This is a genomic window from Ewingella americana (assembly GCF_006438725.1).
GTDB lineage: Bacteria > Pseudomonadota > Gammaproteobacteria > Enterobacterales > Enterobacteriaceae > Ewingella > Ewingella americana_A.
Window position 1 is genome coordinate 147,035 of the sequence record NZ_RCZD01000009.1, and the last position, 23,389, is coordinate 170,423.

The following is a 23,389-nucleotide window of genomic DNA, read 5'->3' on the forward strand; positions in this document are numbered from 1 at the left end:
GAATAACATCATGTCAGAACTCATCAATACTCCTGCGGCAGAACCAGAATCTGCACTGTCAGGCAAAATAGTTTTTACGCTGGCCGCAGGCGCAGGCCTGAGCGTGGCGTCCATTTATTACAGCCAGCCGATGCTCAGTCTTATGGGCCAGGGGATGCAGGCCACGCCGGCCGCTATTGGCATGATCCCCACGTTGACGCAGGCCGGTTACGCACTCGGTATCCTGTTACTGGTTCCGCTGGGTGACCGTTACGATCGCCGCAAGATCATTTTGCTGAAAAGTATTTTGCTGGCCGTCGCCCTGCTGTTTTGCAGCATTGAACCGGCCATTAATGGCCTGCTGGTGGCCAGCCTGGTCACCGGCGTGGCGGCCACCATGGCACAGGATATTGTGCCGGCCTCCGCCATTCTGGCACCCGCATCGCAACGGGGAAAAACCGTCGGCACGGTGATGACCGGGTTACTGGTGGGAATTCTGCTTTCCAGGGTGATCAGCGGATTTGTCGCCGAATACTTTGGCTGGCGGGTGATGTATCAGTTGGCGGCCGTCAGTGTCGCGCTGATTGGTCTGGCGCTGTGGCGGGTGCTACCGCGCTTCACGCCAGCGTCACGTCTCAACTACTCCAGCTTGTTGCTGTCGATGTATCACCTGTGGCAACGCTACCCGACACTGCGCCGCGCCGCCATCGCACAGGGCCTGCTTTCATTAGCCTTCAGCGCATTCTGGTCCACGCTGGCGATTATGCTCAATGACACTTATCACCTTGGCAGCGCGGTGGCCGGTGCCTTTGGTCTGGCCGGGGCGGCAGGTGCGCTGGCGGCACCGCTTGCCGGCGCCATGGCCGACAAAACTGGACCGGCGCGGGTAACGCAGTTTGGTGCAGCGCTGGTGATGATCTCTTTTGCGGCGATGTTCCTGCTGCCGCTGCTGCCAGTGCAAGGTCAGCTGGCGTTAATCGTCATCAGCGCTATCGGTTTTGATCTGGGGATCCAGGCCACGCTGGTCGCCCATCAGACGCTGGTATACGGGCTGGAACCGGCAGCACGCGGCAGGCTGAATGCCCTGCTCTTCACGCTGGTGTTTATCGGTATGTCCGCTGGTGCAGCGCTCGGGAGTCTGGCTCTGGAAAAAGGTGGCTGGCCGGCCGTCATATTACTGGCCACCGTCGCTTCGGCCGCCAGCCTGATTGTGCGTATGCTGAGCCGCCGTCTGCATTGATTAGCGGATAGCAAAAAAAAAGCGCCGTTGATAAATAACGGCGCTCTTTGTGTTTCTGACGCAAAGAATCAGTGTTTGAGAATGTACATCTCCTGACTGTATGCCACGTCTTCAGGATTGGTGATCGGATAGCCTTTCACCCAGGGTTTGATCAACCGGCCATTGGTGTACTGGTAAATGGGGGCAATCGGTGCCTGTTCGGCAATGATCTGCTCGGCCTGGTTGTAATCGGTGTTGCGGTGAACGTCGTTGGTTTCGCGACTGGCGTCGCTGATGGCTTTATCGTAGCCCACGTTGCTAAATTTACTGATGTTGCTGTTGTGGGTTGAGGTCAGCAGCGACAGGAAAGTCGACGCTTCGTTGTAATCCCCCACCCATGAAGCACGAATCACATCGAAATTGCCGGTGTTGCGGCTGTCGATGTAGGTTTTCCACTCCTGGTTCACCAGCTTGACGTCCACGCCCAGCGTTTTTTTCCACATTGATGCCACGGCAATGGCGATCTTCTGGTGGCTTTCCGACGTGTTGTACAGCAGGGTCAGCTTGAGTGGTTTATCCGGCCCATAACCGGCTGCCGCCAGCAGGCTTTTCGCCTGCGCATTCAGCTCATCCTGGGAGTATTGCTGGAGCATGCTTTTGGTTGGGGTGAAGCCGTTGGTCACATCCGGCGTGAAGTGATAAGCCGGGATCTCGCCGGTGCCCAGCACTTTTTCCGCGATAATTTTGCGGTCGATACTGTAAGACAGCGCCTGACGTACGCGCACATCGTTGGTCGGAGCACGCTGAGTGTTAAAGGCATAGTAATAGGTGCCGAGCTGGAATGGCGTATAAACCTGGCCAGGGATGTCTTTCAGCAGCTTCTGATACTGATCTTTGGGGAAGGACTCCGTGATATCAATGTCGTCAGCCAGATAACGCTTGGTGGCATTCGACTCTTTATTGATCGGCACGAAAGTGACTTTGGTCAGCACGGTATGTGCGTGATCCCAGTAGTAAGGATTAGGCTCGAGCACCAATTTTTCGTTAACCACGCGCTCTTTCAGCACATACGCGCCGTTGCCCACCAGATTGCCCGGTTTAGTCCAGTCTTCGCCGAACTTCTCCACTGTGGCCTGATGTACAGGGAACAGGCTGAAGTTTGCCAGCAGGCTGACGAAATACGGTACCGGGCGCGCCAGTTGCACCTTGAGCTGGGTATCGCTCAGCGCTGTCACACCCAGTTTATCCACCGGCAGTTTGCCCGCAATAATCGCGTCAGCATTTTCAATTCCGGCCAGACCGGCAAACCAGGCACCGGAAGACAATCCTTTAGGATCCACCAGCCGCCGCCAGCTGTAGACAAAATCTTTGGCCGTGACAGGGTCACCGTTGGACCAGCGGGCGTTTTTACGCAGGGTGAAAATAAAGGTCTGATTGTCCTGTGTCTGCCAGCTCTCTGCGACGCCCGGTACGTTTTTGCCGTTGGCATCCTGATTCACCAGCCCTTCGAACAGATCGCGCGCCACCTGCGCCTCCGGCAAACCAATCACTTTGGTCGGGTCGAGCGAGGCGGGTTCATCTTTAATGTGGCGGACGATCTCCTGTTTATCGGCCAGTGTCGTACCCGCCGGAACCTGAGCCGCCATCGCTGTACCTAAAGAGAGTGCGACCAGCGCGGCACAAACAGTGTAAGAAAATGGATGAAGCCGTTTTCCCTCAAGCATGAATTTCCCCTGACAACCAATTGATTTAATGATGTTCAGGAGTTGTATCATTCATTGAATTCATACCCTATCAAATTTCGTTACAGATTTGTCTCAGCGCACAAAACTTAGGCATCAGGCGGGGGTGAAGGAGAAGAAAAGGTGATAAATGCCCATCACGGGACAATAAAGCTACATTCCTGCGGCAAACTGCGGTAAATAAAAGCTATCCTCATCCCCTTCTTGTTCTGGAACACATATGACTGACATTCGCCCCCGCAGCCTGCGCGGACGTTTAAGCAATCTTGGTACGCCCTATGGAAAATCTCTGCTGGGCGCGCCGCTGATCTACTTCCCGGCCGCCGAACCGGACCACACCACCGGGCTGATCCTGGCCGGAACGCACGGTGATGAAACGGCCGCTGTGGTCTCCCTCTCCTGCGCGCTGCGTTGCATCGAGCCTGCGAACTTAAAGCATCACGTGGTGCTGGCGGTGAACCCCGATGGGTGTCAACTAGGGTTGAGGGCCAATGCCAACGGCGTGGATCTCAACCGCAACTTTCCCAGCGCCAACTGGCAAAGCGGTGAAACCGTCTATCGCTGGAACAGTGCGGCGCAGGAAAGAGATGTGCTGCTTTCAACCGGTGAGAAAGCCGGTTCTGAACTGGAAACTCTGGCGCTGTGTCACTTAATTCACCAGTTGGCCCCCAAATGGGTGGTGACCTTCCATGAACCGCTGGCCTGTATTGAAGACCCGCACAGTTCCCCCCTCGGCGCATGGCTGGCTGATGCCTTTAATTTACCGCTGGTCACCAGCGTGGGTTACGCCACGCCGGGTTCCTTCGGCAGTTGGTGTGCGGATATCAGCCTGCCGTGCATTACGGCGGAATATCCGCCGGTTTCCGCCGACTATGCCAGTGAAGTCTACTTGCAGGCGCTGGTAGATTTACTGACCGGCGTGGCGAAATAGCGGCTATCGGTAACGTTACTGTGACGCACTCAGGTCAATCACGCCACAGTGGAAGGCCAGCGCCGGTTCGACATCCTGCGCCAGCCATGTCGGGCCGTCGAGGTCAATAAATTTGGCCCCGACGGTCAACGGCAGAACTGCGCGAACAGCGCGCGACGTACACAACATGCAGCCAAGCATGATGTCAAAGCCCTGTTCACGCGCCTGCTGCGCCAGGATCAGCGCACCGGTCAGGCCGCCGGTTTTATCCAGTTTGATGTTGACCATCTCATAGCGCCCCTTCAGACCCGGTAAATCGTCTGCCGTATGGCAGCTCTCATCGGCACAAATCGGTAAGGGATGGATAAAGTTTTCCAGCGAGTCATCCTGCCCGGCCGGTAGCGGTTGCTCGAGCATCATCACACCCAAGTCCGCCAGCAACTGACAGCGTGCGGCCAGACCTTCGCTTTGCCATGATTCATTGGCATCCACAATCAGCGTGACATGCGGCACGGCGCTGCGGATAGCCACCATACGCTCGGTGATCAGATGGTCATCGAGTTTAATCTTGAGCAGCGTGGCCCCGTTTTTCTGATGGCCGATAGCAGCCTGCGCCATCGCTTCCGGTGTATCCACGCTCAGGGTTTGCGCCATGCTGATGCACGAGAGTGGCGCGATGCCAGTCAGTTGCCACAGCGTCTGCGCGGTGAGCTGGCTTTCGAGGTTCCACAGTGCGCTGTCGAGTGCATTACGCGCGGCCCCGGCAGGCAGAAGATGTTGTAACGCTGCCCGGTCCGCCCCCTGCTCAATGGCCGGAAGTACGCTGGCAATCTGCGCCATCACGCTGGCTTCGCTCTCGCCATAACGCGGATACGGCGTGCACTCTCCGACACCACGAACGCCATTTTCTTCAATTTCTACCGCAACCACTCTGGCTTCGGTCCTGCTCCCACGGGAAATGACAAAGGCCGTATGCAACGGCCAGGCTTCGGGATAAAAGCGCACACTTCTCATCGATGGCTCCTGACGGCTTTACGCTGCCTCCGGCTGATGCACGGAGGTCATCACTCAACATAGTTCACTAATATGATTAGCAAACTTTATATACCAAATTTACATTTGATACCCTAAACTGACTGCCGTTTGTCTCATCTGTACAAAGGAAAATACCATGACCCAGACAGTACATTTTCAGAGCAACCCGGTCAGCGTTGCTGGCCAGATTCCGCAACAAGGTGACGTTGCCAAGCCTTTCACTTTAGTCGCAAAAGATCTCTCTGATGTCAGCCTGAGCAGTTTTGTTGGTAAACGCAAGGTGCTGAACATTTTCCCAAGCATTGATACCGGCGTTTGTGCCGCATCCGTGCGTAAATTCAACCAGCTGGCTGGCGAAATCGACAACACCGTGGTGCTGTGTATTTCTGCTGACCTGCCGTTTGCCCAATCACGTTTTTGTGGCGCTGAAGGCTTATCGCACGTTGTTACACTCTCCACCCTGCGTGGCGGTGAGTTCAAGAATGACTACGGCGTGGCGATCATCGATGGTCCGCTGTCCGGCCTGACTGCCCGTGCGGTTGTGGTTCTCGATGGTCAGGACAATGTGCTGTACAGCGAGTTGGTGAATGAAATTACCACCGAGCCAAACTATGACGATGCGCTGGCAGTATTAAAGAAATAAGCGTGATTTAGAAAAAACGCACCGATATCCTATTATTCGGTGCGTTTTTATTCAGACCAACCTGCCATTACCGCATTACAATGTCGGAAAATAGCTGACTGGTTTTTTCAAGATATTCACGCTAACGGTAACATAGGTACAGCATTGCCCATCGCAGTGACCGGGGTGAAAAGCTTAGGTTTTACAAACCACGGCACACCATAATATGTCACATTCGCCCCAGCCATTGATCCTTGAATGTTAGAAGAAACCACGCCCGCAGGAAAAGCATAAACACTTCGGTTCATATAATTAGCCAAACTTTGAGCATTACTGTTCGCACCAGCCTGTGAACCGCCGCACGCGGTAATAAAGAGTGCGCTATCGTTGTCCCTCAATTTATTGACCAAAATATTTTTGGTAAATTGTGCAAACTTTTCGACAGAAACCGGCTTGTCGATCCACTGGCCCGGATGATCGCTATTTTCGACAGCGTGAGCTAATAGCCCTTTATTTCCATTTCCATGCGCGTTAATGAGCCTGACTGATTGATTGTTATATTTAAACGGCGCAGATATACGATAACTGGCACCAGGATAAAATTTAACATTCTGCACCCTTACCTGAAATATGCGGCCTTTCGAGAAGGCTTGCATTAATTTCCACGATAATTTATGACCACCAAACATCACCGCCGGGAATAAACCTAATGCAAATGATGCCCCGGTGAAGATCCCACTGGCGAGTGATAATTTTTGCGAGAGTTCATCATCCTCAACAGCGGCAGCAGCCACGCCTAGCGCACCGCCAGTTGTGCCCAGTATTCCAGATGCAATGCTTATTCCGCCCAGCAGGAGTGCCGCCCCACCTAATAGCGCCAACACGCCTAGCCCAAGGAAGATCACCGAAAAAACCAACCCTATTGCGGCGAACATAATGGCAACATCACGACCATGCCCGGAAGGGTCTGAGAACGTAATCGGGTCACCGCCACAATAGCTATAAGGGTTTATCCCACCCTCGCCAAAGGGACTCATCGAATCGTACTGCATGAAACGCATAAGGAGAGGATCATAGGATCGGGTTCCATTGCCTAAATGATATAACTCAGTAAGATCATCATATTTTTCTCCGGCAAACCGTACAGGATCATACGCAGGTATTGATGCACTGTTTAACAGATGTCCATAAGGCGTATAGGTTAAGGACGTAATGCTATCCGTGTTTTGATCTTTTAATTCAGCATAGACGGAACCAAGACGATCGCTTAACAATAATGTTTGTTCTTTCGTATAGGCACCAGAACTGCCACTAAGAATATTGATCGCCTCTACGCCAATAGGACTTTTAATATAGGTAGCAATATCCTGACTACGTGCATTAGGTGATTGTTTCCTGTCTGATACATCAAAAACACCATTACTGTAGTGATAAATACTTGTGCGAGATTGTGTCTCGGCGCTGCCTATAGTTAATTCCGAACTTTGCATATTACCGCTGTCATTATAACCCAATGAAACAATATCACTTGATGAGGTAGATTTCATTAACTTATTAAATGCATCATATTGATATTCCACTGCATTTCTATTACCTGCTTTTTTCTTGATGACATTCCCTGCGGCGTCATAGGTCAGGTGTATTGGGCTATCTGGATTGTTTCCGCTCAATGAAGCAGAAGTCATTTCAAAAGGGTTCTTTCCATTATATGAGTAACTCGCTTTATTGATATCCCCCGACCATCTCTCACGGGCGGTGCTGGACGTCATATTATCAAATTTATCATATTGATAATCGAACCGACTGACCTCTTTGGCATTGAGATCCAGAGGATAGTGGGTTGATGAATCCTCTATTGCTGCACTGATTAAACGACCAAGGTAATCAAATTTAAAGTTTGTTTTTGTTTTTTTATCAGGCTTAACAAAAACATCCTTGCTTATTACTTTTCCTACACCATTGAATTTTTCAGAATTTGTCGAGATAAGATTTCCGGCTTCATCATAGTAACGTTTTTCTGATATTCTAAATTTATGGTCATAAACCAATTGCATACTGTATTTTACATCTTTACCAACCGATTGAATCATCCGATACTTGATGAGTGAAGGATAATTTCCCGCAAGGTATAACACCTCTATTTCGAGATCGGTTTCATTATCATGCCCTGCTGAAATAGTCAGCAAACGCCCCTTCTCATCATAACGATAATAGGTTGTTTGGGTCGGTTTCCCCATTAAAGATTTAGTGATCGAAATTAACCGGCCACAATAAGTATAAGTGAAAACATTATGACCACTATTCTTACCTAGATTATCGGAAAACTCTTCGGTAATAAGTCTTAATTGGCTATCATACTCAAGCGTGCGAATAGATTCACCAGAACCCATTTTATGGGTTTCTTCCACCAGTTTGACCGTATCTTTATCATAGACATAACTAAAACTTTCCTTTTTCTCCGGCATGGTTATCTCAGCAGGAAGAAGGTCTAGCTCAGGGATATAGACATAGTTAACCACTTCTCCATTAGGCGTGATTTTTTCATAAGCTGAAGTGTAGTTATCCTTATATTTATAGCGAGTGATAAATTTATCTTTTTGCGCCGGATTGCGGTCCTGCTTAATTATTCTACCTAAGGTATCAAAGTCCTGATAGCCGACAGAAATGTTATCAATAGCAATCTCGGTCAACTTACTTTCCTGATCATAACCCCAATACTGCATTTTCAGTGTACGGCCAGTGCCCTCTTCCTCACTTTCCACTCTTGATATTGGCCGGTCGAAAAAATCATACTCGTAATTTTCAGTGAACTTCGAACCACTGATGACATCATTAGAAGAAATTTTGTTTACCCGATGGAAAACATCATAATAATAGTTTTTCTGCGATATCTTGGTTTTGCCGTCTTTATTATAATCTGTAGAGCTTAAAGGAAGTCCATTCCTACGGTCATATTCGTTCTCTTCATAACAGTAAAAGTCATTATTTTTCGCAACCTTAATATATTCAACGAGTACCGCATCTCCGATATTAAACCGACTACAGTTGACAATATCATCATTTTTTCTCACTTCACGTACATTACCCAATGCATCATAGAGATAAGTCTCGGTAAACGTCAGGTCGCCATTGTTACTCATTAACAGTGGAACATCATAGTCATAGGTTACTTCTGATAATAACTGTGACTGCGTGTTAAAATTAGCGATACATATAACTTTGTCGTCAATAACCTGTTTAACCACATTGCCTAATGCGTCATAGGTTTCAGTCACCACGCTAGCATTCGGGGCAAGAGTGGCCTTCGTGAAAAAATTCGTTACAGGATCATAACCATAAGTGTACTTTGTTGTGCTTTCATAGTTTGTTCCCTTGGCTCTGGTCGTAGACACAATGCGGCCGACCTTATCGTAAGTAAGGACAGTCATCACACCCAATGCATCAGTCATGCAAACTGGCCACCCGGTTCGGGTCATGGCGGTCTCTGAATAAACTAACTGTTTACCGTCAGCCCCTTTTTGCGTCGTGCTTATAGTGAATTCATTACCATCAGTACTTAGTGAATAATCATGGCTTGTGGTAATGCCTTGCTGACCATTTAAAATTAATGTTGTAGTTTTTAACTTACCTCGGTTGAACGAATTCTTATCATCTATACCATAGTAAGTTTTAGTCACTTTTTTATAGCTATCACTCCAGTGCTGGGAAATTATTTTCCTTTCATTTTCACTGTTCTCCACGACATAGTCATATCCTTCTTTGACTTGCAAAGATTGATAGGTATAGGTGTTTTCAATCGAATCCACCGACAAATCATTCTGATATTTATCACTAGAAGACAGATAGCGGACAAAACCATTTTTATCCTTTGGGCATTTACCTGTCTTACCTGCAGCGGGATAATAGATGTAATTCATTGAAACCCCGCCACTATCGGTGCTGGTTTCGACATTACCGTATTGATCATAGGTAAACGAAGAAGTTTCAGCTCTTATATGGCTATCTTCGCTGTCTTTCTCGATATAGTCTTTCCTAATTGAAATAGGAAGTTTATAGGTGGCAGGCAGTGACGAATACGTTCCAGAAACGTTCCCTGGATAAGTATATTTAGTTGTTATACTTTGAGCTACCACGGGGGCAACAACACGGGAAGCGATGAACTCCTCTTTAATAACGCGATGATATTTATCATAGGTGAATTTATTTTTACATTCTTCTACATTATCGAGAAAAAATGTTTCTTGCGTAAAATAGGTATAATCTGCTCGGCAAGCATAAATATTATCGATAGCATTCTTATCCCAAGCCGTTACACCATTATAGCCCAGAAAATTATTTGACCAAATGTCCTCACCATAACTGTATTTGTACTCCTCGGTACTGGTTTTTCCTGTCGCAGGGGAAACCATAGTGAATTGGTATGAACTCACCGCGGGTAAAGTAGCGAAAGGTGAACCTGCCGGTGCGGCAAGTGGGATATCATAATTTATAATTTCAGTCGCTGGCCCAAAGAAATTACTCTCAACCTTTTTGATTAGCCTGAAATAACTCCCTTGCTGATAAGTAAATGTTAATATATTGGTGCTTTTATTGGATACAGCAAGACAAGATTCAATGGAATGATTAGCGGATTCTTTGATAGTGAGAATGAGTTTACAGGCCAGATCAGTGATGTTTTTGAACATCTCAATCGCAACATTATATCTTGCATTGGTCCCCGTCCGAGAAATAATTAACAAGTCATCCCCAAGCTCATCATAGACTCTTTTGACAAATGGCTCCAGAGAGACAGATTCCTTAAAATAATAGTCAATACTTAATTTATAGCCATCCTCCTGTATTATGTCTGTAACGTAAACGAACTTATTATCTGATGTAACGGGTTTTAATATTTCTGCCGAACCGTCCTTATAGGATATTTTGTATCCATTATCTGGGCTGGATAATTTAGTCAGTATGAAATTTTTCAGATCAACCGTCTCGACAATGTAAGCCCCATCTTTTTCTATAAGATCGATAATTCTCCCATCTCTTAACAGCAGTTTCATACGATCATTATCTTTGAAAAACTTACTCAACCCCAGAGACCAGCCGGCACCAAAGCCTTCATTTCTACTGGAGAAATGATTATGTTTTAATGAAAGTTGTAGCGATGGCCCTCTCCGGTGATTTCCGGTGATCCTGGCGATAGGTATCGTGTAATTAAAACTTCCGGTGCGCGGGTCAACACTCCCCCGGCGGAAACTTGAAAATGATAAAGCATCAGACTGGCTAAATTCTTGCCCGTCGCTTGTCCCTTGTAATACGCGTTTATTTGATGCAGGGACGTGACTCATTTCTTTTTCAGCTGACGTTGATAACGTATCCATAATAAAGTCCTTTTATTGAAGAGAGTGATTGAGACAATTGAAATGTCATCGATTACTTTATAGAAGGATTTTATGAACACTCTATTTTTGATATCGTCTGTCAACCACACAACATACGATTAGAATTCTGAGTAATAACGCGAGGTCGTTCTGCGGATTTATAAACGGCGATAAACCTAAGTAAAAGGCTTACTTAGGTTTATCGCTCGATGACTAAGAGTCAGATTTTATCAGTGATAAATATAAAATCAGGTCACTCGTCGTTGGCGTCAGTTTTCCGGCTGCTTAGCCCGTATTCACGTAGCTTATTGGCGATAGCCGTATGGGAAACCCCCAGTCGCTTGGCCAGTTTACGGGTACTCGGGTAGGTGCGATAAAGGCGGGTCAACACCGAGCGCTCAAATCGCTTGCTGATGTCATCGAGAGAGCCGTTCAGCGCTTCTTCGCCTAAGGTCACTTCGGCATCGAAATCAGGTAATACGATGTCCTGAGGGCGCAGTTCACCGCCATCAAGTTGGGTCAGCGCACGGTAAATGGCGTTTTTCAGCTGTCGGACGTTGCCTGGCCAGCCGTAGTGAGTCAGGTAATTGGCCAGCTGTGGCGACAGTTTTGGTCGCGACACTCCCTGCTCATCGGAGAAACGTGCCACGAACAGTTCGGTCAGCGGCATCACATCAGCCTGGCGTTCGCGCAGCGGCGGCAAGGTGACGGTCAGCACGTTCAGGCGGTAGTAGAGATCTTCACGGAATTCGCCGCGTTGAACCAGTTCCACCAGGTTTTTCTGCGTGGCACACATCACCCGCACGTTAACGTGAACTTCATGCTCTTCACCCACGCGCCGGAAGGTACCGTCGTTGAGGAAGCGCAATAATTTAATCTGCATTCTCGGCGACATTTCGCCGATTTCATCAAGCAGGACCGAACCGCCGTTGGCCTGTTCAAAGAAACCCTTTTTGCCTTCAATCGCATTCGGGTAAGCGCCCGCTGCATAGCCAAACAGTTCACTTTCCACCACGTCATCAGGCAGCGAGGCACAGTTGAGGCCAAGAAATGCATTTTTTCCGCGCGCACTGCGCAGATGGCAGGCGTGGGCCAACAAATCTTTACCGGTACCGGTATCGCCGATGATCAGCAATGGTGCGTCGAGCATCGCCAGTTTACGCGCCTGATCCAACACCTGGCGCATTTTGCTGCTGACCGCGACAATGTGGTCGAATTCACTGTCGTCATTGACGGTTAAATCCTGCAACTGACGGCCCATCCTTGCGGCGGACTTCAGCATCACCACGGCCCCCACCATTTCGCTGGCCTGATTATCATCATCATCAAGCTGAATCGGGGTCAGATCCATCAGGAAGTCCTGACTGCGGATCACTACCCGTTCGGAGTGCGGCCGTTTACTGTCATGCTCCAGCCAGCGGGTGATGTTATAGCCGGTGATCAGGCTGGCGGCGGTGTGCTGACGGATTTTATCCTCGTCAAGCTCAAACAGTGCCTGCGCCGCCGGGTTCGCCAGCTCCACTTTGCCTTTCATGTCGATGGAAAACACCGGTTCAGGCATAGAAACCAGCAGCGCCCGCAGTGCGCGGTGCTCACGTTCGGAAGGCATAAAGGGAACGGTACGCACGTCGGTCACGCCGTCAATCCGGCGAATTTCGGCCATCAGGGCGCGGAACGTATCAAAATCGAGTTGGGAAAAATTCAGGTAAATGCGGCCAATAGAGGCAATTTCAATGCCGCGCAAATCAATGCTGCGCAGAACCAATAAATCGAGTAACTCTCGGGCAAGACCCAGGCGGTCTTCGCAAAAAACTTCCAGACGCATCAGTGTTGACCTTTTTCTGCCGGTGCGGAAATCGCTGAGGGGCATAATACTCTTTCGTGTACAGCGGAAGAAGAGACTGTCACAAAATGTTGACAGATAATTTTACTAAACTTCTTAATAGTCGAGATTTTCACCGCAAGGCGGTGTCACACCGGCTGGCGTTGGCCGAAGGTTGTAAAGCCTGCCCCACGTACCATTCAGAAAAAGAATCTGCTAACATCGGCTCCTGATTTCATCGCCAAATGGTTCCCGACTATGAAGTTCGTCTCCTTTAATATCAATGGATTACGTGCAAGACCTCATCAACTCGCCGCGATCATCGAACAACACCAGCCTGACGTCATCGGTTTGCAGGAAACCAAAGTGCATGACGATATGTTCCCGCTGGAAGACGTCAGCCAGCACGGCTATCACGTGTTTTACCATGGACAGAAAGGCCATTACGGCGTCGCAATGCTGACCAAACAAGAGCCTGTCGCTGTACGCCGTGGTTTCCCAGGCGATGACGAAGAGTCTCAGCGCCGCATTATTATGGCCGACATCGAAACGCCGCAGGGCATCCTGACGGTGATCAACGGGTATTTCCCGCAGGGCGAAAGCCGCGATCATCCGACCAAATTCCCGGCCAAAGAGAAGTTTTATCGTGATTTACAGGATTATCTGACCACCAGTCTGTCGGTGAATAATCCGGTCGTCGTCATGGGCGACGTGAATATCAGCCCGACGGATTTGGATATCGGCATTGGCGAGGACAGCCGTAAACGCTGGTTGCGCACGGGTAAATGTTCGTTCCTGCCGGAAGAGCGTGAGTGGATGGAACGCCTGAAAGGCTGGGGTTTGATCGACACCTTCCGCGCCGCTAACCCGGACGCGGCGGATAAGTACTCATGGTTTGATTACCGCTCACGCGGTTTTGACGAAAACCGGGGGCTGCGTATCGACCTCATCATGGCGAGTACGCCGCTGGCCACACGCTGCATCGAGACCGGTATCGATTACGATATTCGAGGCATGGAAAAGCCCTCTGACCACGCGCCCATCTGGGCGACTTTTGATCTCAAAAAATAGGTGAGTATGAAAACGGTCGACGTGGTCGCTGCGCTGATTGAACGCGATGGCAAGTTGCTGCTCGCCCGACGCGACGCCAGCGGCGACCAGGCCGGATTGTGGGAGTTCCCTGGCGGCAAAGTGGAGGCAGGGGAAAGTCAGCAGGCGGCGTTGGTGCGGGAGTTGCAGGAAGAAATGTGCATTACCGCCACAGTGGAAAATTTCCTTGCTACCAGCGAACTGCAACAGCCTGCAAGACGGATCCGCCTGCACGGCTGGCGAGTCAGCGGATTCACCGGAACGATTGCGTTACAGTGTCACTCGGAGATTTGCTGGGTCTTGCCTGCCAACGTGCTGTCATTTGACCTGGCACCGGCGGATATCCCCTTGATCGAGGCTTATCTGGAAACATTGTCCGCTTAGCTGAAAATACCAAGAAAAAGGCGCGGAAACTGGAAACAGTCCGCGCCTTTTTTGTTCAGGAAAGGCTATTTTTTCAATACTTCCCATTTCAAATCATTAGTCCCCACCACTTGCGGATCCCGCACGCATTGCAGCACCACGCTGTCGGCAGTCACGACCGCGCCTTCGCTGTAGCTCTGATTATTATAAATACAGCAGCGGTGGCAGGTCGGTGCGCTGTTCTGGTTGTTTGTGCCACTGTTGTTCCAGATCTGCGGCGGCAGCGGCACCACGACATCCGCGCTGTTACCACTCAGCCCGGCACGGTTCGCCATCGCCGGAGCAGCAAGTAGAGTAGAGCTGAGCAGCAACGCCATCATCAATTTATTCATCATTTGTTGCTTCCTTCCCTTTAGTGGACGTCTTACGACGTTTTGGCGCACTTTTAGCCGTTTTTGCGCCAGTGGCTACTTTGCCTGCACCCGCCGGTTTAGACGGAATAGTGCGAAATGCTGATGAAACCCGGTTGTTTTTCGCCTGCACAATCAGGTTCTGTAAGGTCGCGACCAGAGGTTGCATAAAATCCTGATAGCGGCAGTTTTTCTCGCTGATGCGGGTCAGGCTCGACTCCCAGTCAGCCGTCATATCCGGCCTGCCGGCGATATCCGGCAGCGAGTGAATCAGCGCCCGTCCGGTATCACTTGAATGAATATAGCGCCCTTTTTTGTACAAAAATTCACGGCGGAACAGCAATTCAATAATACCCGCGCGGGTTGCTTCCGTGCCCAATCCGTCAGTGGCGCGCAAAATTTTCTTCAGCGCTTTGTCCTGCACGAAGCGCGCGATACCGGTCATCGCCGACAGCAACGTGGCGTCGGTAAAGGGCCGCGGCGGCTGGGTCTGGCGTTCAACCACCTCCCCCTTTTCACACAACAGTTCGTCGCCTTTTGCCACCACCGGCAGCGGCGTGCCTTCGTTTTCCTCATCCCGCTCTTTGCTACCGAGCAGCGTGCGCCAACCGGCTTCGGCCAGAAAGCGTGCTTTGGCAATAAACTTGCCCCCGGCGATATCAAGGTCGATCACGCATTTGCGGAATACGGCATCCGGGCAGAACTGCATCAGATACTGCCGCGCCACCAGGTTATAAATTTTTTGCTCATCATCTGTCAGATTCACCTTACTACTGCGCGCCGTTGGGATAATGGCGTGGTGGGCATCGACTTTTTTGTCGTCCCAGCAGCGGTTGCGCCGGTCAGTGTCCATGGCCGGTTGCGGCAGCAGATCAGGCTGGTGGATGCCGATGGCATTCAGGACTGCGTGACGCCCGGCAAAGTGCTCATCAGGGAGATATCGGCTATCGGAACGCGGGTACGTAATCAATTTGTGCGTTTCATACAACCGCTGGCAAATATCGAGAATTTGCTGGGCGCTGAGACCAAAAGCCTTCGAACCTTCAATCTGTAATGCTGAGAGGGAAAAGGGCAACGGCGCGGTGTCGTTTTCGCGTTTGTCATTATAGCCAGTGACCAGCGCAGGTTGCCCACCAATGCGTGCAACGACGTGGTCGGCCAGCGGCCGATGTAATAACCGCCCTTCTTCGTCCTGATATGGCTCGCAAGACTCGCTCGGTTGCCACAAGGCGACAAAACGCTCGTCGGCAGGCGTGACAATGTGCGCTTTCACTTCGAAATAATCTTTGGCGACGAAGTTTTCAATTTCTTCATCACGCCGCACCACCAGACCGAGCACTGGCGTCTGCACACGCCCAACCGACAGCACGCCGTTATACCCGGCGTTACGCCCAAGAATGGTGTAGGCGCGGGTCATGTTGATGCCGTACAGCCAGTCAGCGCGGGAACGTGCCAGCGCCGACACACACAGCGGGATAAAGTCGCGATTGTCACGCAGGCGCTCAATGGCCCGTTCCACCGCCTGCGGGTTGAGATCGTTTATCAGGCAGCGCTGAACGTTCTGGCGCTTTTCGGCAGTCAGTTCGAGGTAATCCAGAACCTCATCCACCAGCAGTTGCCCTTCGCGATCCGGGTCACCGGCGTGGATAACCTGCGTGGCTTCCAGTAACAACTTCTTGATCACATTAAGCTGTTTAGCGACGGAGGAACGCGGCTGAAGCTGCCATTTTTCCGGGATGATGGGTAAATCGTTGAGCGTCCAGCGGGCGTAGCGGCTGTCGTAGGCATCAGGTTGCGCCTGTTCAAGCAGGTGGCCGACGCACCAGGTGACCACCTGGTCGCTGCCGCAGGCGATGAAACCGTCTCCCCGACGATGGGGTTTCGGCAAGACATCAGCGATAGCGCGAGCAAGGCTGGGTTTTTCGGCAATAAATAAACGCATCAGACGGCACTCTTCGCTAACAGGCTCGGTAGCACCGTGTTCATTGCCTTAATGATCATTATCCCTTCCTTTGTTCACAGCATCGTCTGGTTGCAGATAGGGCTATGTTAGCCGCTGTCAGCGTAATTGGTAAGTCAGGAAGGTGTTTAGGGCAGAATGGTCGCTCATAAAGTCAGCAAAAACCCGGTTTATCGGATTTCTCCCCGATAGACCGGTGAATTTCTACGCGTTCACAGCACTAGAAATAGCTCACGAAAGCGCTGCTGTCAGCAGGAATAATCTGCGTGCTGGATTTCAATTGCGGCGTCCCCAGATAGAGGAAACCGACGATTTTATCATTCGGACCACATTTAAAGGCCTGACGCACATCGGCGTGATCGGTCCAGGCCCCGGTGCGCCAGATACCGTTAAAGCCTTGCGCCAGCGCCGCCATTTGCATGGCCTGCACCGCACAACCGGCGGACAACAGCTGTTCCCACTGCGGCACTTTCGGGCTCTCTTTGCAGGCGGCAATAATAGTGATGATTTGCGGCGCGCGCAGCGGAGCTTGCGTGGCTTTCTCGATGGCCTTCTCATCAGCGCCATCTTTGATGGCTGCAGCCCGCAGTAATTCGCTGAAACGCACCAGACCGTCATTTTCAGCAATCACAAAACGCCACGGCTGTAAGGCACCGTGATCGGGTGCGCGCATACCGGCATTGATGATGTTTTGCAGTACTTCACCAGACGGCGCAGGCGCAGCCAGGCGGGAAGCAGAACGGCGGTTGAGTAATAAGTCCAGGGCATCCATAGATCTCTCCTTTAAAATCATCTGATAATGATAGGCATTTACCTCACGTTAACATAGGCGCGCGCTGTATTGCCAACCTGAGATGCTGGCACAATTGTACCAACGTAAGGCTTCATTACTGCATCGTTGGTAAATTCTGACATGATTTAAAGCTGACATTTTCCGGGCAGGTCATTAGGATAGCGATACTTTTCCCCTCTTGTTGGAGAGACCATGCGCACATTGTGGCGAATTATCGCCGGTTTTTTTAAGTGGACCTGGCGTCTTCTTAATTTCGTCAGAGAGTTTATTCTCAACGTCTTCCTGATCCTGATCATTCTGGTCGGTGTCGGCATCTATTTTTCATTCCAGGACAAACCGGTCGACACAACCAAAGGTGCGCTACTGGTCGATATTAAAGGTACGGTGGTTGATAAGCCCTCCGTTAATAATAAAGTGCGTCAGTGGGGTCGCGAACTGCTGGGAACGTCCAGTAACCGTTTGCAGGAAAACTCGCTGTTTGATCTGGTCGATACTGTTCGTCAGGCCAAAGATGACAAAAACATCACCGGCATCGTGTTGCAGTTGAGCGATTTCACCGGCGCAGATCAGGCGTCGTTGCAGTACATCGGTAAAACACTGCGTGAGTTCCGCGATGCTGGCAAACCGATTTACGCCATTGATGACAGCTACAATCAGTCTCAATATTATCTGGCCAGCTATGCCAATAAGATTTACCTGTCGCCACAGGGCGCAGTCGATCTACACGGTTTCGCGACCAATAATCTTTATTACAAATCGCTGCTCGATAAACTGAAAGTCACCACCAATATCTTCCGCGTCGGCACCTATAAGTCTGCGGTCGAGCCATTGATCCGTGATGATATGTCCCCTGCGGCCCGCGATGCTGACAACCGCTGGATTGGCGCACTGTGGAGTAATTACCTCAATACGGTGTCCGCTAACCGTCAGATCACCCCTGAGCAGCTGTTCCCCGGCGCTGCAGGCGTTCTGGCCGGTATGCAAAAAACCGGTGGTGACATGGCACAGTACGCGCTGGACAGCAAACTGGTCGATACCCTGGCGTCACGCAATGAAGCCGAGAGTGCGATGGTAAAAGCCTTCGGCTGGAACAAGAAAGCCAAAGACTTCAACTTCACCAGTATTTACGACTATTCGCCGAAGCCGGAAGCGGACAATAACGACCCGCAGATTGCGGTGATCTTCGCCAATGGCGCGATCAACGACGGTGAAGAACAACCGGGTGCCGTCGGCGGTGACACCACCGCGCAGCAAATTCGCGATGCCCGTTTGGACCCGAAAGTCAAAGCGATTATATTACGAGTCAACAGCCCTGGCGGCAGCGTCAGTGCCTCTGAGGTGATTCGTTCTGAACTGGCTGCAGCCCGCGCAGCCGGAAAACCGGTGGTAGTCTCAATGGGCGGTATGGCGGCATCCGGCGGTTACTGGATCTCCACACCGGCGAATTACATCATCGCCAGCCCGAGTACACTGACGGGTTCTATCGGCATCTTCGGCGTGATCAATACCTATCAAAACACGCTGGATTATGCCGGAGTGCATACTGATGGCGTAGCAACATCACCGCTGGCTGACATTGCCTCAACCAAAGCTCTGCCGCCGGAGTTCTCGCAGATGATGCAGATGAACATCGAGAACGGTTATAAAACCTTTATCGGTCTGGTCGCCAAAGCGCGTAACAAAACCCCAGAGCAGATCGATGAAATAGCTCAGGGCCACGTGTGGATAGGCAGTGATGCCAAAAACAACGGGCTGGTGGATCAGCTTGGTGATTTCGATGACGCCGTGAAAAAAGCCGCTGAACTGGCAAAACTGCCGAAGTGGCACTTGAACTGGTATGTCAGCGAACCCAGCCTGACAGACCTGCTGTTCTCACAAGTTAATGCATCAGTACATGCCATGCTCCCCGCCGCCATTCAGGCCTATCTGCCTGCGCCGGTGAGCAATATGGCTTTGGAACTGAAATCACAGGCTGACCTGTTCAATAATATGAACGATCCGCAAAACCGTTATGCCCTGTGCCTGACCTGTGGTGACGTGAAGTAACGAACCCTCTGTTTATGTGGGTTCAAAGCCCGGCGTCTCTTTAACAAGAGACTGCCGGGCTTTTTTATATCAATGGCTGCCCTTATACTTATTGCAGTGGTTTTCACCTTTCTAAAAAAGAACATCTTCGATGACTAAAAAATCTATTTATGTTGCTTACACCGGCGGCACCATTGGTATGCAACGCTCTGAAAATGGTTACATTCCGGTATCCGGCCACCTGCAACGCCAACTGGCGTTAATGCCTGAATTCCATCGTCCTGAAATGCCTGAATTCACTATTCAGGAATATGCCCCGCTAATGGACTCCTCCGATATGACGCCGGAAGACTGGCAGCACATCGCCGATGACATCATGGCGCATTATGATCAGTACGACGGTTTCGTCATTCTGCACGGCACAGACACCATGGCGTTCACTTCCTCAGCACTCTCTTTCATGCTGGAGAACCTCGGCAAACCGGTTATTGTGACAGGGTCACAAATACCGCTTGAAGCACTGCGTTCTGACGGCCAAATCAACCTGCTGAATGCGCTGTATATTGCGGCCAACCATCCGGTCAATGAAGTCACCCTGTTCTTCAATAACCGCTTGTATCGCGGCAACCGCAGTACGAAAGCCCATGCCGATGGTTTCGACGCGTTCGCCTCGCCAAATCTTGCTCCCCTGCTGGAAGCGGGTATCCATATTCGCAGGCTGTCCACGCCTTCACTGCCTGTGGTGGCAGGCCCGCTTAAAGTGCATAACATCACCCCGCAGCCGATTGGCGTGGTAACCATTTACCCAGGAATTTCTGCTGAAGTGGTACAAAACTTTCTGATGCAGCCTGTTAAGGCACTGATCCTGCGCTCTTATGGCGTAGGCAATGCTCCGCAAAAAGGTGACCTGCTGAAAGTGCTGAAAGATGCCTCCGGACGCGGCATCGTAGTGGTCAATCTGACACAGTGTATTTCGGGGCGGGTCAATATGGGCGGTTATGCTACCGGTAACGCGCTGGCGCATGCTGGTGTGATCAGCGGGTTTGACATGACCGTGGAAGCCGCACTGACTAAACTGCATTACCTGCTTAGCCAGCCCTTGGCACCGGAAGAAATACGCACGCTGATGCAGCAAAACCTGCGCGGCGAACTGACCGAATAAGGAAAGTCTGATGAAAACCGCGTTATTGTTGGTCGATTTGCAAAATGATTTCTGCCACGGCGGTGCGTTGGCCGTACAGGATGGCGACGCGGTGATTAACGTTGCTAATCAGGCTATCGCTGTGTGCAAGGCGCAAGGGATGAGCGTGGCGGCTTCACAAGACTGGCATCCGCACAACCACGGCAGTTTCGCAGTAAATACAAATGCAGAGCCCTGGACCGCCGGTGAGCTGGACGGTTTACCGCAGGTTTGGTGGCCGGTGCATTGCGTTCAGGAACAACCGGGGGCTCAATTTCACCCGCAGCTTGAAAGCCATGCCATCGACTATGTGGTGCGCAAGGGTCAGAACAGCCACATCGACAGTTACAGCGCGTTCTTTGATAACGGCCACCGCGCTGCAACGACTTTGCATCACTGGCTGCGCGACCTGCAGGTCGTGCGTCTGGTGGTGATGGGGCTGGCGACAGATTACTGCGTGAAGTTTACCGTACTCGATGCGCTGGAACTGGGGTATCAGGTGGCACTGCTGGAGGAAGGCTGTCGTGGGGTGAATCTGAATCCGCAAGATAGCCAACACGCCCTTGAGCAGATGCAACAGGCTGGTGCACAGTGTATCAGGCTGTCTGAGTTAGGATGATTTTTTCAGAGCCATACGAAACAACAAGGGCGCCTCTGATGAGCGCCCTTTTTTGCGATTAGAATCGCGTTTTTATTCAGGTTTCAGACGGATCAATGTTTCCTGAGCAAACTGTTGTTTCAGTTCCTGCTTACTCTTGGTGACGATTTGCCCGTCCGTGCCAATACTCATATGCTGCGCATCGGTGTTGTGACGCACCTGATACAACATCACCATTTGTAAACTGTTGTCTTTTTGCTCCGGCGTCAGGGCCACCCCGTCAGGCCACTTACCCAACTCCACAGCCAGGGCCAGACGCTGATAAATCTCCGGCGTCATGACGCCGACCAACTCATTAATTTCCATTCGCAGCTCTCGTTATGTCGGCTGATTATTCATCGAAGAGTGAATAATGGCTGAATCGATTTTGTCGTTTAAATTACACCACCGCTTACCTGTTAACCTTCGGTCTTATCTCCGCTCTCGCCGTCGATGAAACTCATTGAGGCGGAGTTCACACAATAACGGTCACCGGTTGGCTCCGGGCCATCAGGGAAGACATGGCCGAGGTGCGCATCGCAGTTTGAGCAACGGATCTCAACTCTTTCCATATTGTGTGTGTTATCAGTCAGATACTTTATTGAGTCATGGTTGACCGGTTGGTAGAAACTTGGCCAGCCACACCCGGAATCAAACTTGGTATCGGAGTAAAACAGCGGCGAGTTGCAGACCAGGCAGTGGTAGATGCCGTCACGTTTGTTGTGCAGCAGTTTACCGCTGTACGGGCGTTCAGTTCCGCGCTCTTGAGTAACATATTTTTGAATTTCAGTCAGTTGCACTGAAGATGTTGGTTCTTTGGATTCATTGGCCATGGTTGTCATTCTCTGCCAGATAGGAAAATCAACTAAAATAACAGTTAATAATAACAAAAAATTAACAACGAGTCTGCCTGTTTTGACTTAAACTGTATGCCATCGGCGTTAAGTGAAAGTTGCTATGTGACGGCGATCACATAATCATTCTTCATGCACTTTATATTCGGCAATTCGTCCCCATGTAAGTAAAAGCCGATTAAAAAACGGAATGTGCAATATCCGAGCAAAAGTGAGTCTGCGCTTTGACTTACAGCAAGAATTGACACGATTCCGCTTGACGCTCAGCAAGGTTTTTGTAATTTTACAACCAACCTTTTATTCACTAAAAAATAGCTGGTGGAATATATGACTATCAAAGTAGGTATCAACGGTTTTGGCCGTATCGGCCGCATTGTTTTCCGTGCTGCTCAAGAACGTTCTGACATCGAGATCGTAGCAATCAACGATCTGTTAGACGCTGAATACATGGCATACATGCTGAAGTACGACTCAACACATGGCCGTTTCAACGGTACCGTTGAAGTTAAAGACGGTCATCTGGTTGTTAATGGCAAAACCATCCGCGTTACCGCTGAGCGTGATCCAGCTAACCTGAAATGGAATGAAGTTAACGTTGACGTTGTTGCTGAAGCAACAGGTCTGTTCCTGGATGATGCAACTGCACGTAAGCACATCACTGCAGGCGCTAAGAAAGTGGTTCTGACTGGTCCATCTAAAGATGACACCCCTATGTTCGTTATGGGTGTAAACCATAAAGAATATGCAGGTCAGGAAATCGTTTCTAACGCTTCTTGCACCACCAACTGCCTGGCACCACTGGCTAAAGTTATCAACGACAACTTCGGTATCGTTGAAGCCCTGATGACCACAGTTCACGCAACTACCGCTACTCAGAAAACTGTTGATGGCCCGTCTCACAAAGACTGGCGCGGCGGCCGCGGCGCATCTCAGAACATCATCCCTTCTTCTACCGGTGCAGCTAAAGCAGTAGGTAAAGTTATCCCTGCTCTGAACGGCAAACTGACTGGTATGGCGTTCCGCGTTCCTACTCCTAACGTTTCTGTCGTTGACCTGACTGCACGTCTGGAAAAAGGCGCGTCTTACAAAGAAATCTGCGCAGTAATCAAAAAAGCAGCTTCTGAAGGCGAACTGAAAGGCGTTCTGGGCTACACCGAAGACGACGTTGTTTCTACCGATTTCAACGGTGAAAAACTGACTTCTGTGTTCGATGCTAAAGCTGGTATCGCGCTGAACGACAACTTTGTGAAACTGGTTGCCTGGTACGATAACGAAACTGGCTACTCAAACAAAGTTCTGGACCTGATTTCACACGTCTCCAAATAATTGGCCGATGTGATGAACTGATTGAAGGGCGACGCTAAGTCGCCCTTTTGCTTT

Annotated in this window: 18 protein-coding genes; 9 read left to right on the forward strand and 9 right to left on the reverse strand. The window is 50.4% G+C overall.

The features are described from left to right. Positions 1-10: 10 nt before the first annotated feature. A complete protein-coding gene (locus EAH77_RS16975; protein WP_140473992.1) occupies positions 11-1,219 on the forward strand; it encodes an MFS transporter in 1,209 nt (402 codons plus the stop codon). A gap of 68 nt (positions 1,220-1,287) precedes the next feature. Here EAH77_RS16975 and EAH77_RS16980 read toward each other — a convergent pair whose 3' ends face one another. Beyond that, a complete protein-coding gene (locus EAH77_RS16980; RefSeq protein WP_277752566.1) occupies positions 1,288-2,844 on the reverse strand; it encodes an ABC transporter substrate-binding protein in 1,557 nt (518 codons plus the stop codon). 316 nt (positions 2,845-3,160) lie between these two features. On the opposite strand from EAH77_RS16980, the gene mpaA reads away from it, so the two are divergent. Further along, positions 3,161-3,871: a murein tripeptide amidase MpaA gene (mpaA, locus tag EAH77_RS16985; RefSeq protein WP_140473994.1), complete on the forward strand. Its 711-nt coding sequence runs from the start codon at positions 3,161-3,163 to the stop codon at positions 3,869-3,871. Positions 3,872-3,886: 15 nt separating this feature from the next. Here mpaA and ycjG read toward each other — a convergent pair whose 3' ends face one another. Continuing rightward, complete coding sequence (gene ycjG / locus EAH77_RS16990; RefSeq protein ID WP_140473995.1) at positions 3,887-4,864, reverse strand: L-Ala-D/L-Glu epimerase; 978 nt, start codon at positions 4,862-4,864, stop codon at positions 3,887-3,889. A gap of 157 nt (positions 4,865-5,021) precedes the next feature. Here ycjG and tpx point away from each other — a divergent pair, with 157 nt between their 5' ends. Beyond that, complete coding sequence (gene tpx / locus EAH77_RS16995) at positions 5,022-5,528, forward strand: thiol peroxidase (protein ID WP_140473996.1); 507 nt, start codon at positions 5,022-5,024, stop codon at positions 5,526-5,528. 116 nt (positions 5,529-5,644) lie between these two features. Here tpx and EAH77_RS17000 read toward each other — a convergent pair whose 3' ends face one another. Both EAH77_RS17000 and tyrR read right to left on the reverse strand, forming a co-directional pair. Further along, complete coding sequence (locus EAH77_RS17000) at positions 5,645-10,876, reverse strand: RHS repeat domain-containing protein (protein WP_140473997.1); 5,232 nt, start codon at positions 10,874-10,876, stop codon at positions 5,645-5,647. Between the two features lie 253 nt (positions 10,877-11,129). Next, a complete protein-coding gene (tyrR, locus tag EAH77_RS17005) occupies positions 11,130-12,701 on the reverse strand; it encodes a transcriptional regulator TyrR (protein WP_140473998.1) in 1,572 nt (523 codons plus the stop codon). A gap of 255 nt (positions 12,702-12,956) precedes the next feature. Here tyrR and xthA point away from each other — a divergent pair, with 255 nt between their 5' ends. Further along, positions 12,957-13,769, forward strand: a complete 813-nt coding sequence (gene xthA / locus EAH77_RS17010; protein ID WP_140473999.1) for an exodeoxyribonuclease III — start codon at positions 12,957-12,959, stop codon at positions 13,767-13,769. Positions 13,770-13,775: 6 nt separating this feature from the next. Next, entirely contained in the window at positions 13,776-14,171 is a 396-nt protein-coding gene (locus tag EAH77_RS17015; RefSeq protein ID WP_140474000.1) for a pyrimidine (deoxy)nucleoside triphosphate diphosphatase, read from the forward strand. Between the two features lie 65 nt (positions 14,172-14,236). On the opposite strand, the gene EAH77_RS17020 is transcribed toward EAH77_RS17015, so the two are convergent. The 3 genes from EAH77_RS17020 to EAH77_RS17030 all read right to left on the reverse strand — a co-directional run bounded on the left by EAH77_RS17020 (position 14,237) and on the right by EAH77_RS17030 (position 17,292). After that, the gene (locus tag EAH77_RS17020; RefSeq protein ID WP_140474001.1) at positions 14,237-14,545 is read right to left on the reverse strand and encodes a DUF1496 domain-containing protein; all 309 of its coding nucleotides are present in this window, start codon (positions 14,543-14,545) and stop codon (positions 14,237-14,239) included. Beyond that, positions 14,535-16,502 carry a DNA topoisomerase III gene (locus EAH77_RS17025; RefSeq protein WP_140474002.1) on the reverse strand — a complete coding sequence of 656 codons (1,968 nt, stop codon included), beginning with the start codon at positions 16,500-16,502 and terminating at the stop codon, positions 14,535-14,537. The genes EAH77_RS17020 and EAH77_RS17025 overlap by 11 nt, the downstream gene beginning before the upstream one ends. Before the next feature lie 238 nt (positions 16,503-16,740). Next, a complete protein-coding gene (locus EAH77_RS17030) occupies positions 16,741-17,292 on the reverse strand; it encodes an NAD(P)H nitroreductase (RefSeq protein WP_140474003.1) in 552 nt (183 codons plus the stop codon). 213 nt (positions 17,293-17,505) lie between these two features. On the opposite strand from EAH77_RS17030, the gene sppA reads away from it, so the two are divergent. From sppA to pncA, 3 genes are all read left to right on the forward strand, one after another. Then, a complete protein-coding gene (gene sppA / locus EAH77_RS17035; protein WP_140474004.1) occupies positions 17,506-19,359 on the forward strand; it encodes a signal peptide peptidase SppA in 1,854 nt (617 codons plus the stop codon). Positions 19,360-19,489: 130 nt separating this feature from the next. Then, positions 19,490-20,500: an asparaginase gene (gene ansA, locus EAH77_RS17040; protein WP_140474005.1), complete on the forward strand. Its 1,011-nt coding sequence runs from the start codon at positions 19,490-19,492 to the stop codon at positions 20,498-20,500. Positions 20,501-20,510: 10 nt separating this feature from the next. Continuing rightward, positions 20,511-21,137, forward strand: coding sequence for a bifunctional nicotinamidase/pyrazinamidase (gene pncA, locus EAH77_RS17045; protein ID WP_140474006.1), 627 nt, complete (start codon positions 20,511-20,513; stop codon positions 21,135-21,137). 72 nt (positions 21,138-21,209) lie between these two features. Here pncA and EAH77_RS17050 read toward each other — a convergent pair whose 3' ends face one another. Both EAH77_RS17050 and msrB read right to left on the reverse strand, forming a co-directional pair. Next, on the reverse strand, positions 21,210-21,482 hold the full coding sequence (locus EAH77_RS17050) for a YeaC family protein (protein ID WP_140474007.1): 273 nt from the start codon (positions 21,480-21,482) through the stop codon (positions 21,210-21,212). Between the two features lie 92 nt (positions 21,483-21,574). Beyond that, on the reverse strand, positions 21,575-21,988 hold the full coding sequence (gene msrB, locus EAH77_RS17055; protein ID WP_140474008.1) for a peptide-methionine (R)-S-oxide reductase MsrB: 414 nt from the start codon (positions 21,986-21,988) through the stop codon (positions 21,575-21,577). A 348-nt stretch (positions 21,989-22,336) separates the two neighbouring features. Here msrB and gapA point away from each other — a divergent pair, with 348 nt between their 5' ends. Continuing rightward, positions 22,337-23,335 (forward strand): glyceraldehyde-3-phosphate dehydrogenase, encoded by a 999-nt coding sequence (gapA, locus tag EAH77_RS17060; protein WP_161985819.1) that lies wholly within the window; start codon positions 22,337-22,339, stop codon positions 23,333-23,335. Positions 23,336-23,389: the final 54 nt, after the last annotated feature.

Coding starts and splice junctions, on each gene's coding strand:
- EAH77_RS17015 (WP_140474000.1), top strand. CDS start 13,776: ATGAAAACGGTCGACGTGGTCGCTGCGCTGATTGAACGCGATGGCAAG.
- ansA (WP_140474005.1), top strand. CDS start 19,490: ATGACTAAAAAATCTATTTATGTTGCTTACACCGGCGGCACCATTGGT.
- EAH77_RS17030 (WP_140474003.1), bottom strand. CDS start 17,292: ATGGATGCCCTGGACTTATTACTCAACCGCCGTTCTGCTTCCCGCCTG.
- tyrR (WP_140473998.1), bottom strand. CDS start 12,701: ATGCGTCTGGAAGTTTTTTGCGAAGACCGCCTGGGTCTTGCCCGAGAG.
- pncA (WP_140474006.1), top strand. CDS start 20,511: ATGAAAACCGCGTTATTGTTGGTCGATTTGCAAAATGATTTCTGCCAC.
- mpaA (WP_140473994.1), top strand. CDS start 3,161: ATGACTGACATTCGCCCCCGCAGCCTGCGCGGACGTTTAAGCAATCTT.
- EAH77_RS17025 (WP_140474002.1), bottom strand. CDS start 16,502: ATGCGTTTATTTATTGCCGAAAAACCCAGCCTTGCTCGCGCTATCGCT.
- xthA (WP_140473999.1), top strand. CDS start 12,957: ATGAAGTTCGTCTCCTTTAATATCAATGGATTACGTGCAAGACCTCAT.
- EAH77_RS16975 (WP_140473992.1), top strand. CDS start 11: ATGTCAGAACTCATCAATACTCCTGCGGCAGAACCAGAATCTGCACTG.
- sppA (WP_140474004.1), top strand. CDS start 17,506: ATGCGCACATTGTGGCGAATTATCGCCGGTTTTTTTAAGTGGACCTGG.
- EAH77_RS17050 (WP_140474007.1), bottom strand. CDS start 21,482: ATGGAAATTAATGAGTTGGTCGGCGTCATGACGCCGGAGATTTATCAG.
- EAH77_RS17000 (WP_140473997.1), bottom strand. CDS start 10,876: ATGGATACGTTATCAACGTCAGCTGAAAAAGAAATGAGTCACGTCCCT.
- tpx (WP_140473996.1), top strand. CDS start 5,022: ATGACCCAGACAGTACATTTTCAGAGCAACCCGGTCAGCGTTGCTGGC.
- EAH77_RS16980 (WP_277752566.1), bottom strand. CDS start 2,844: ATGGCGGCTCAGGTTCCGGCGGGTACGACACTGGCCGATAAACAGGAG.
- ycjG (WP_140473995.1), bottom strand. CDS start 4,864: ATGAGAAGTGTGCGCTTTTATCCCGAAGCCTGGCCGTTGCATACGGCC.
- msrB (WP_140474008.1), bottom strand. CDS start 21,988: ATGGCCAATGAATCCAAAGAACCAACATCTTCAGTGCAACTGACTGAA.
- gapA (WP_161985819.1), top strand. CDS start 22,337: ATGACTATCAAAGTAGGTATCAACGGTTTTGGCCGTATCGGCCGCATT.
- EAH77_RS17020 (WP_140474001.1), bottom strand. CDS start 14,545: ATGATGAATAAATTGATGATGGCGTTGCTGCTCAGCTCTACTCTACTT.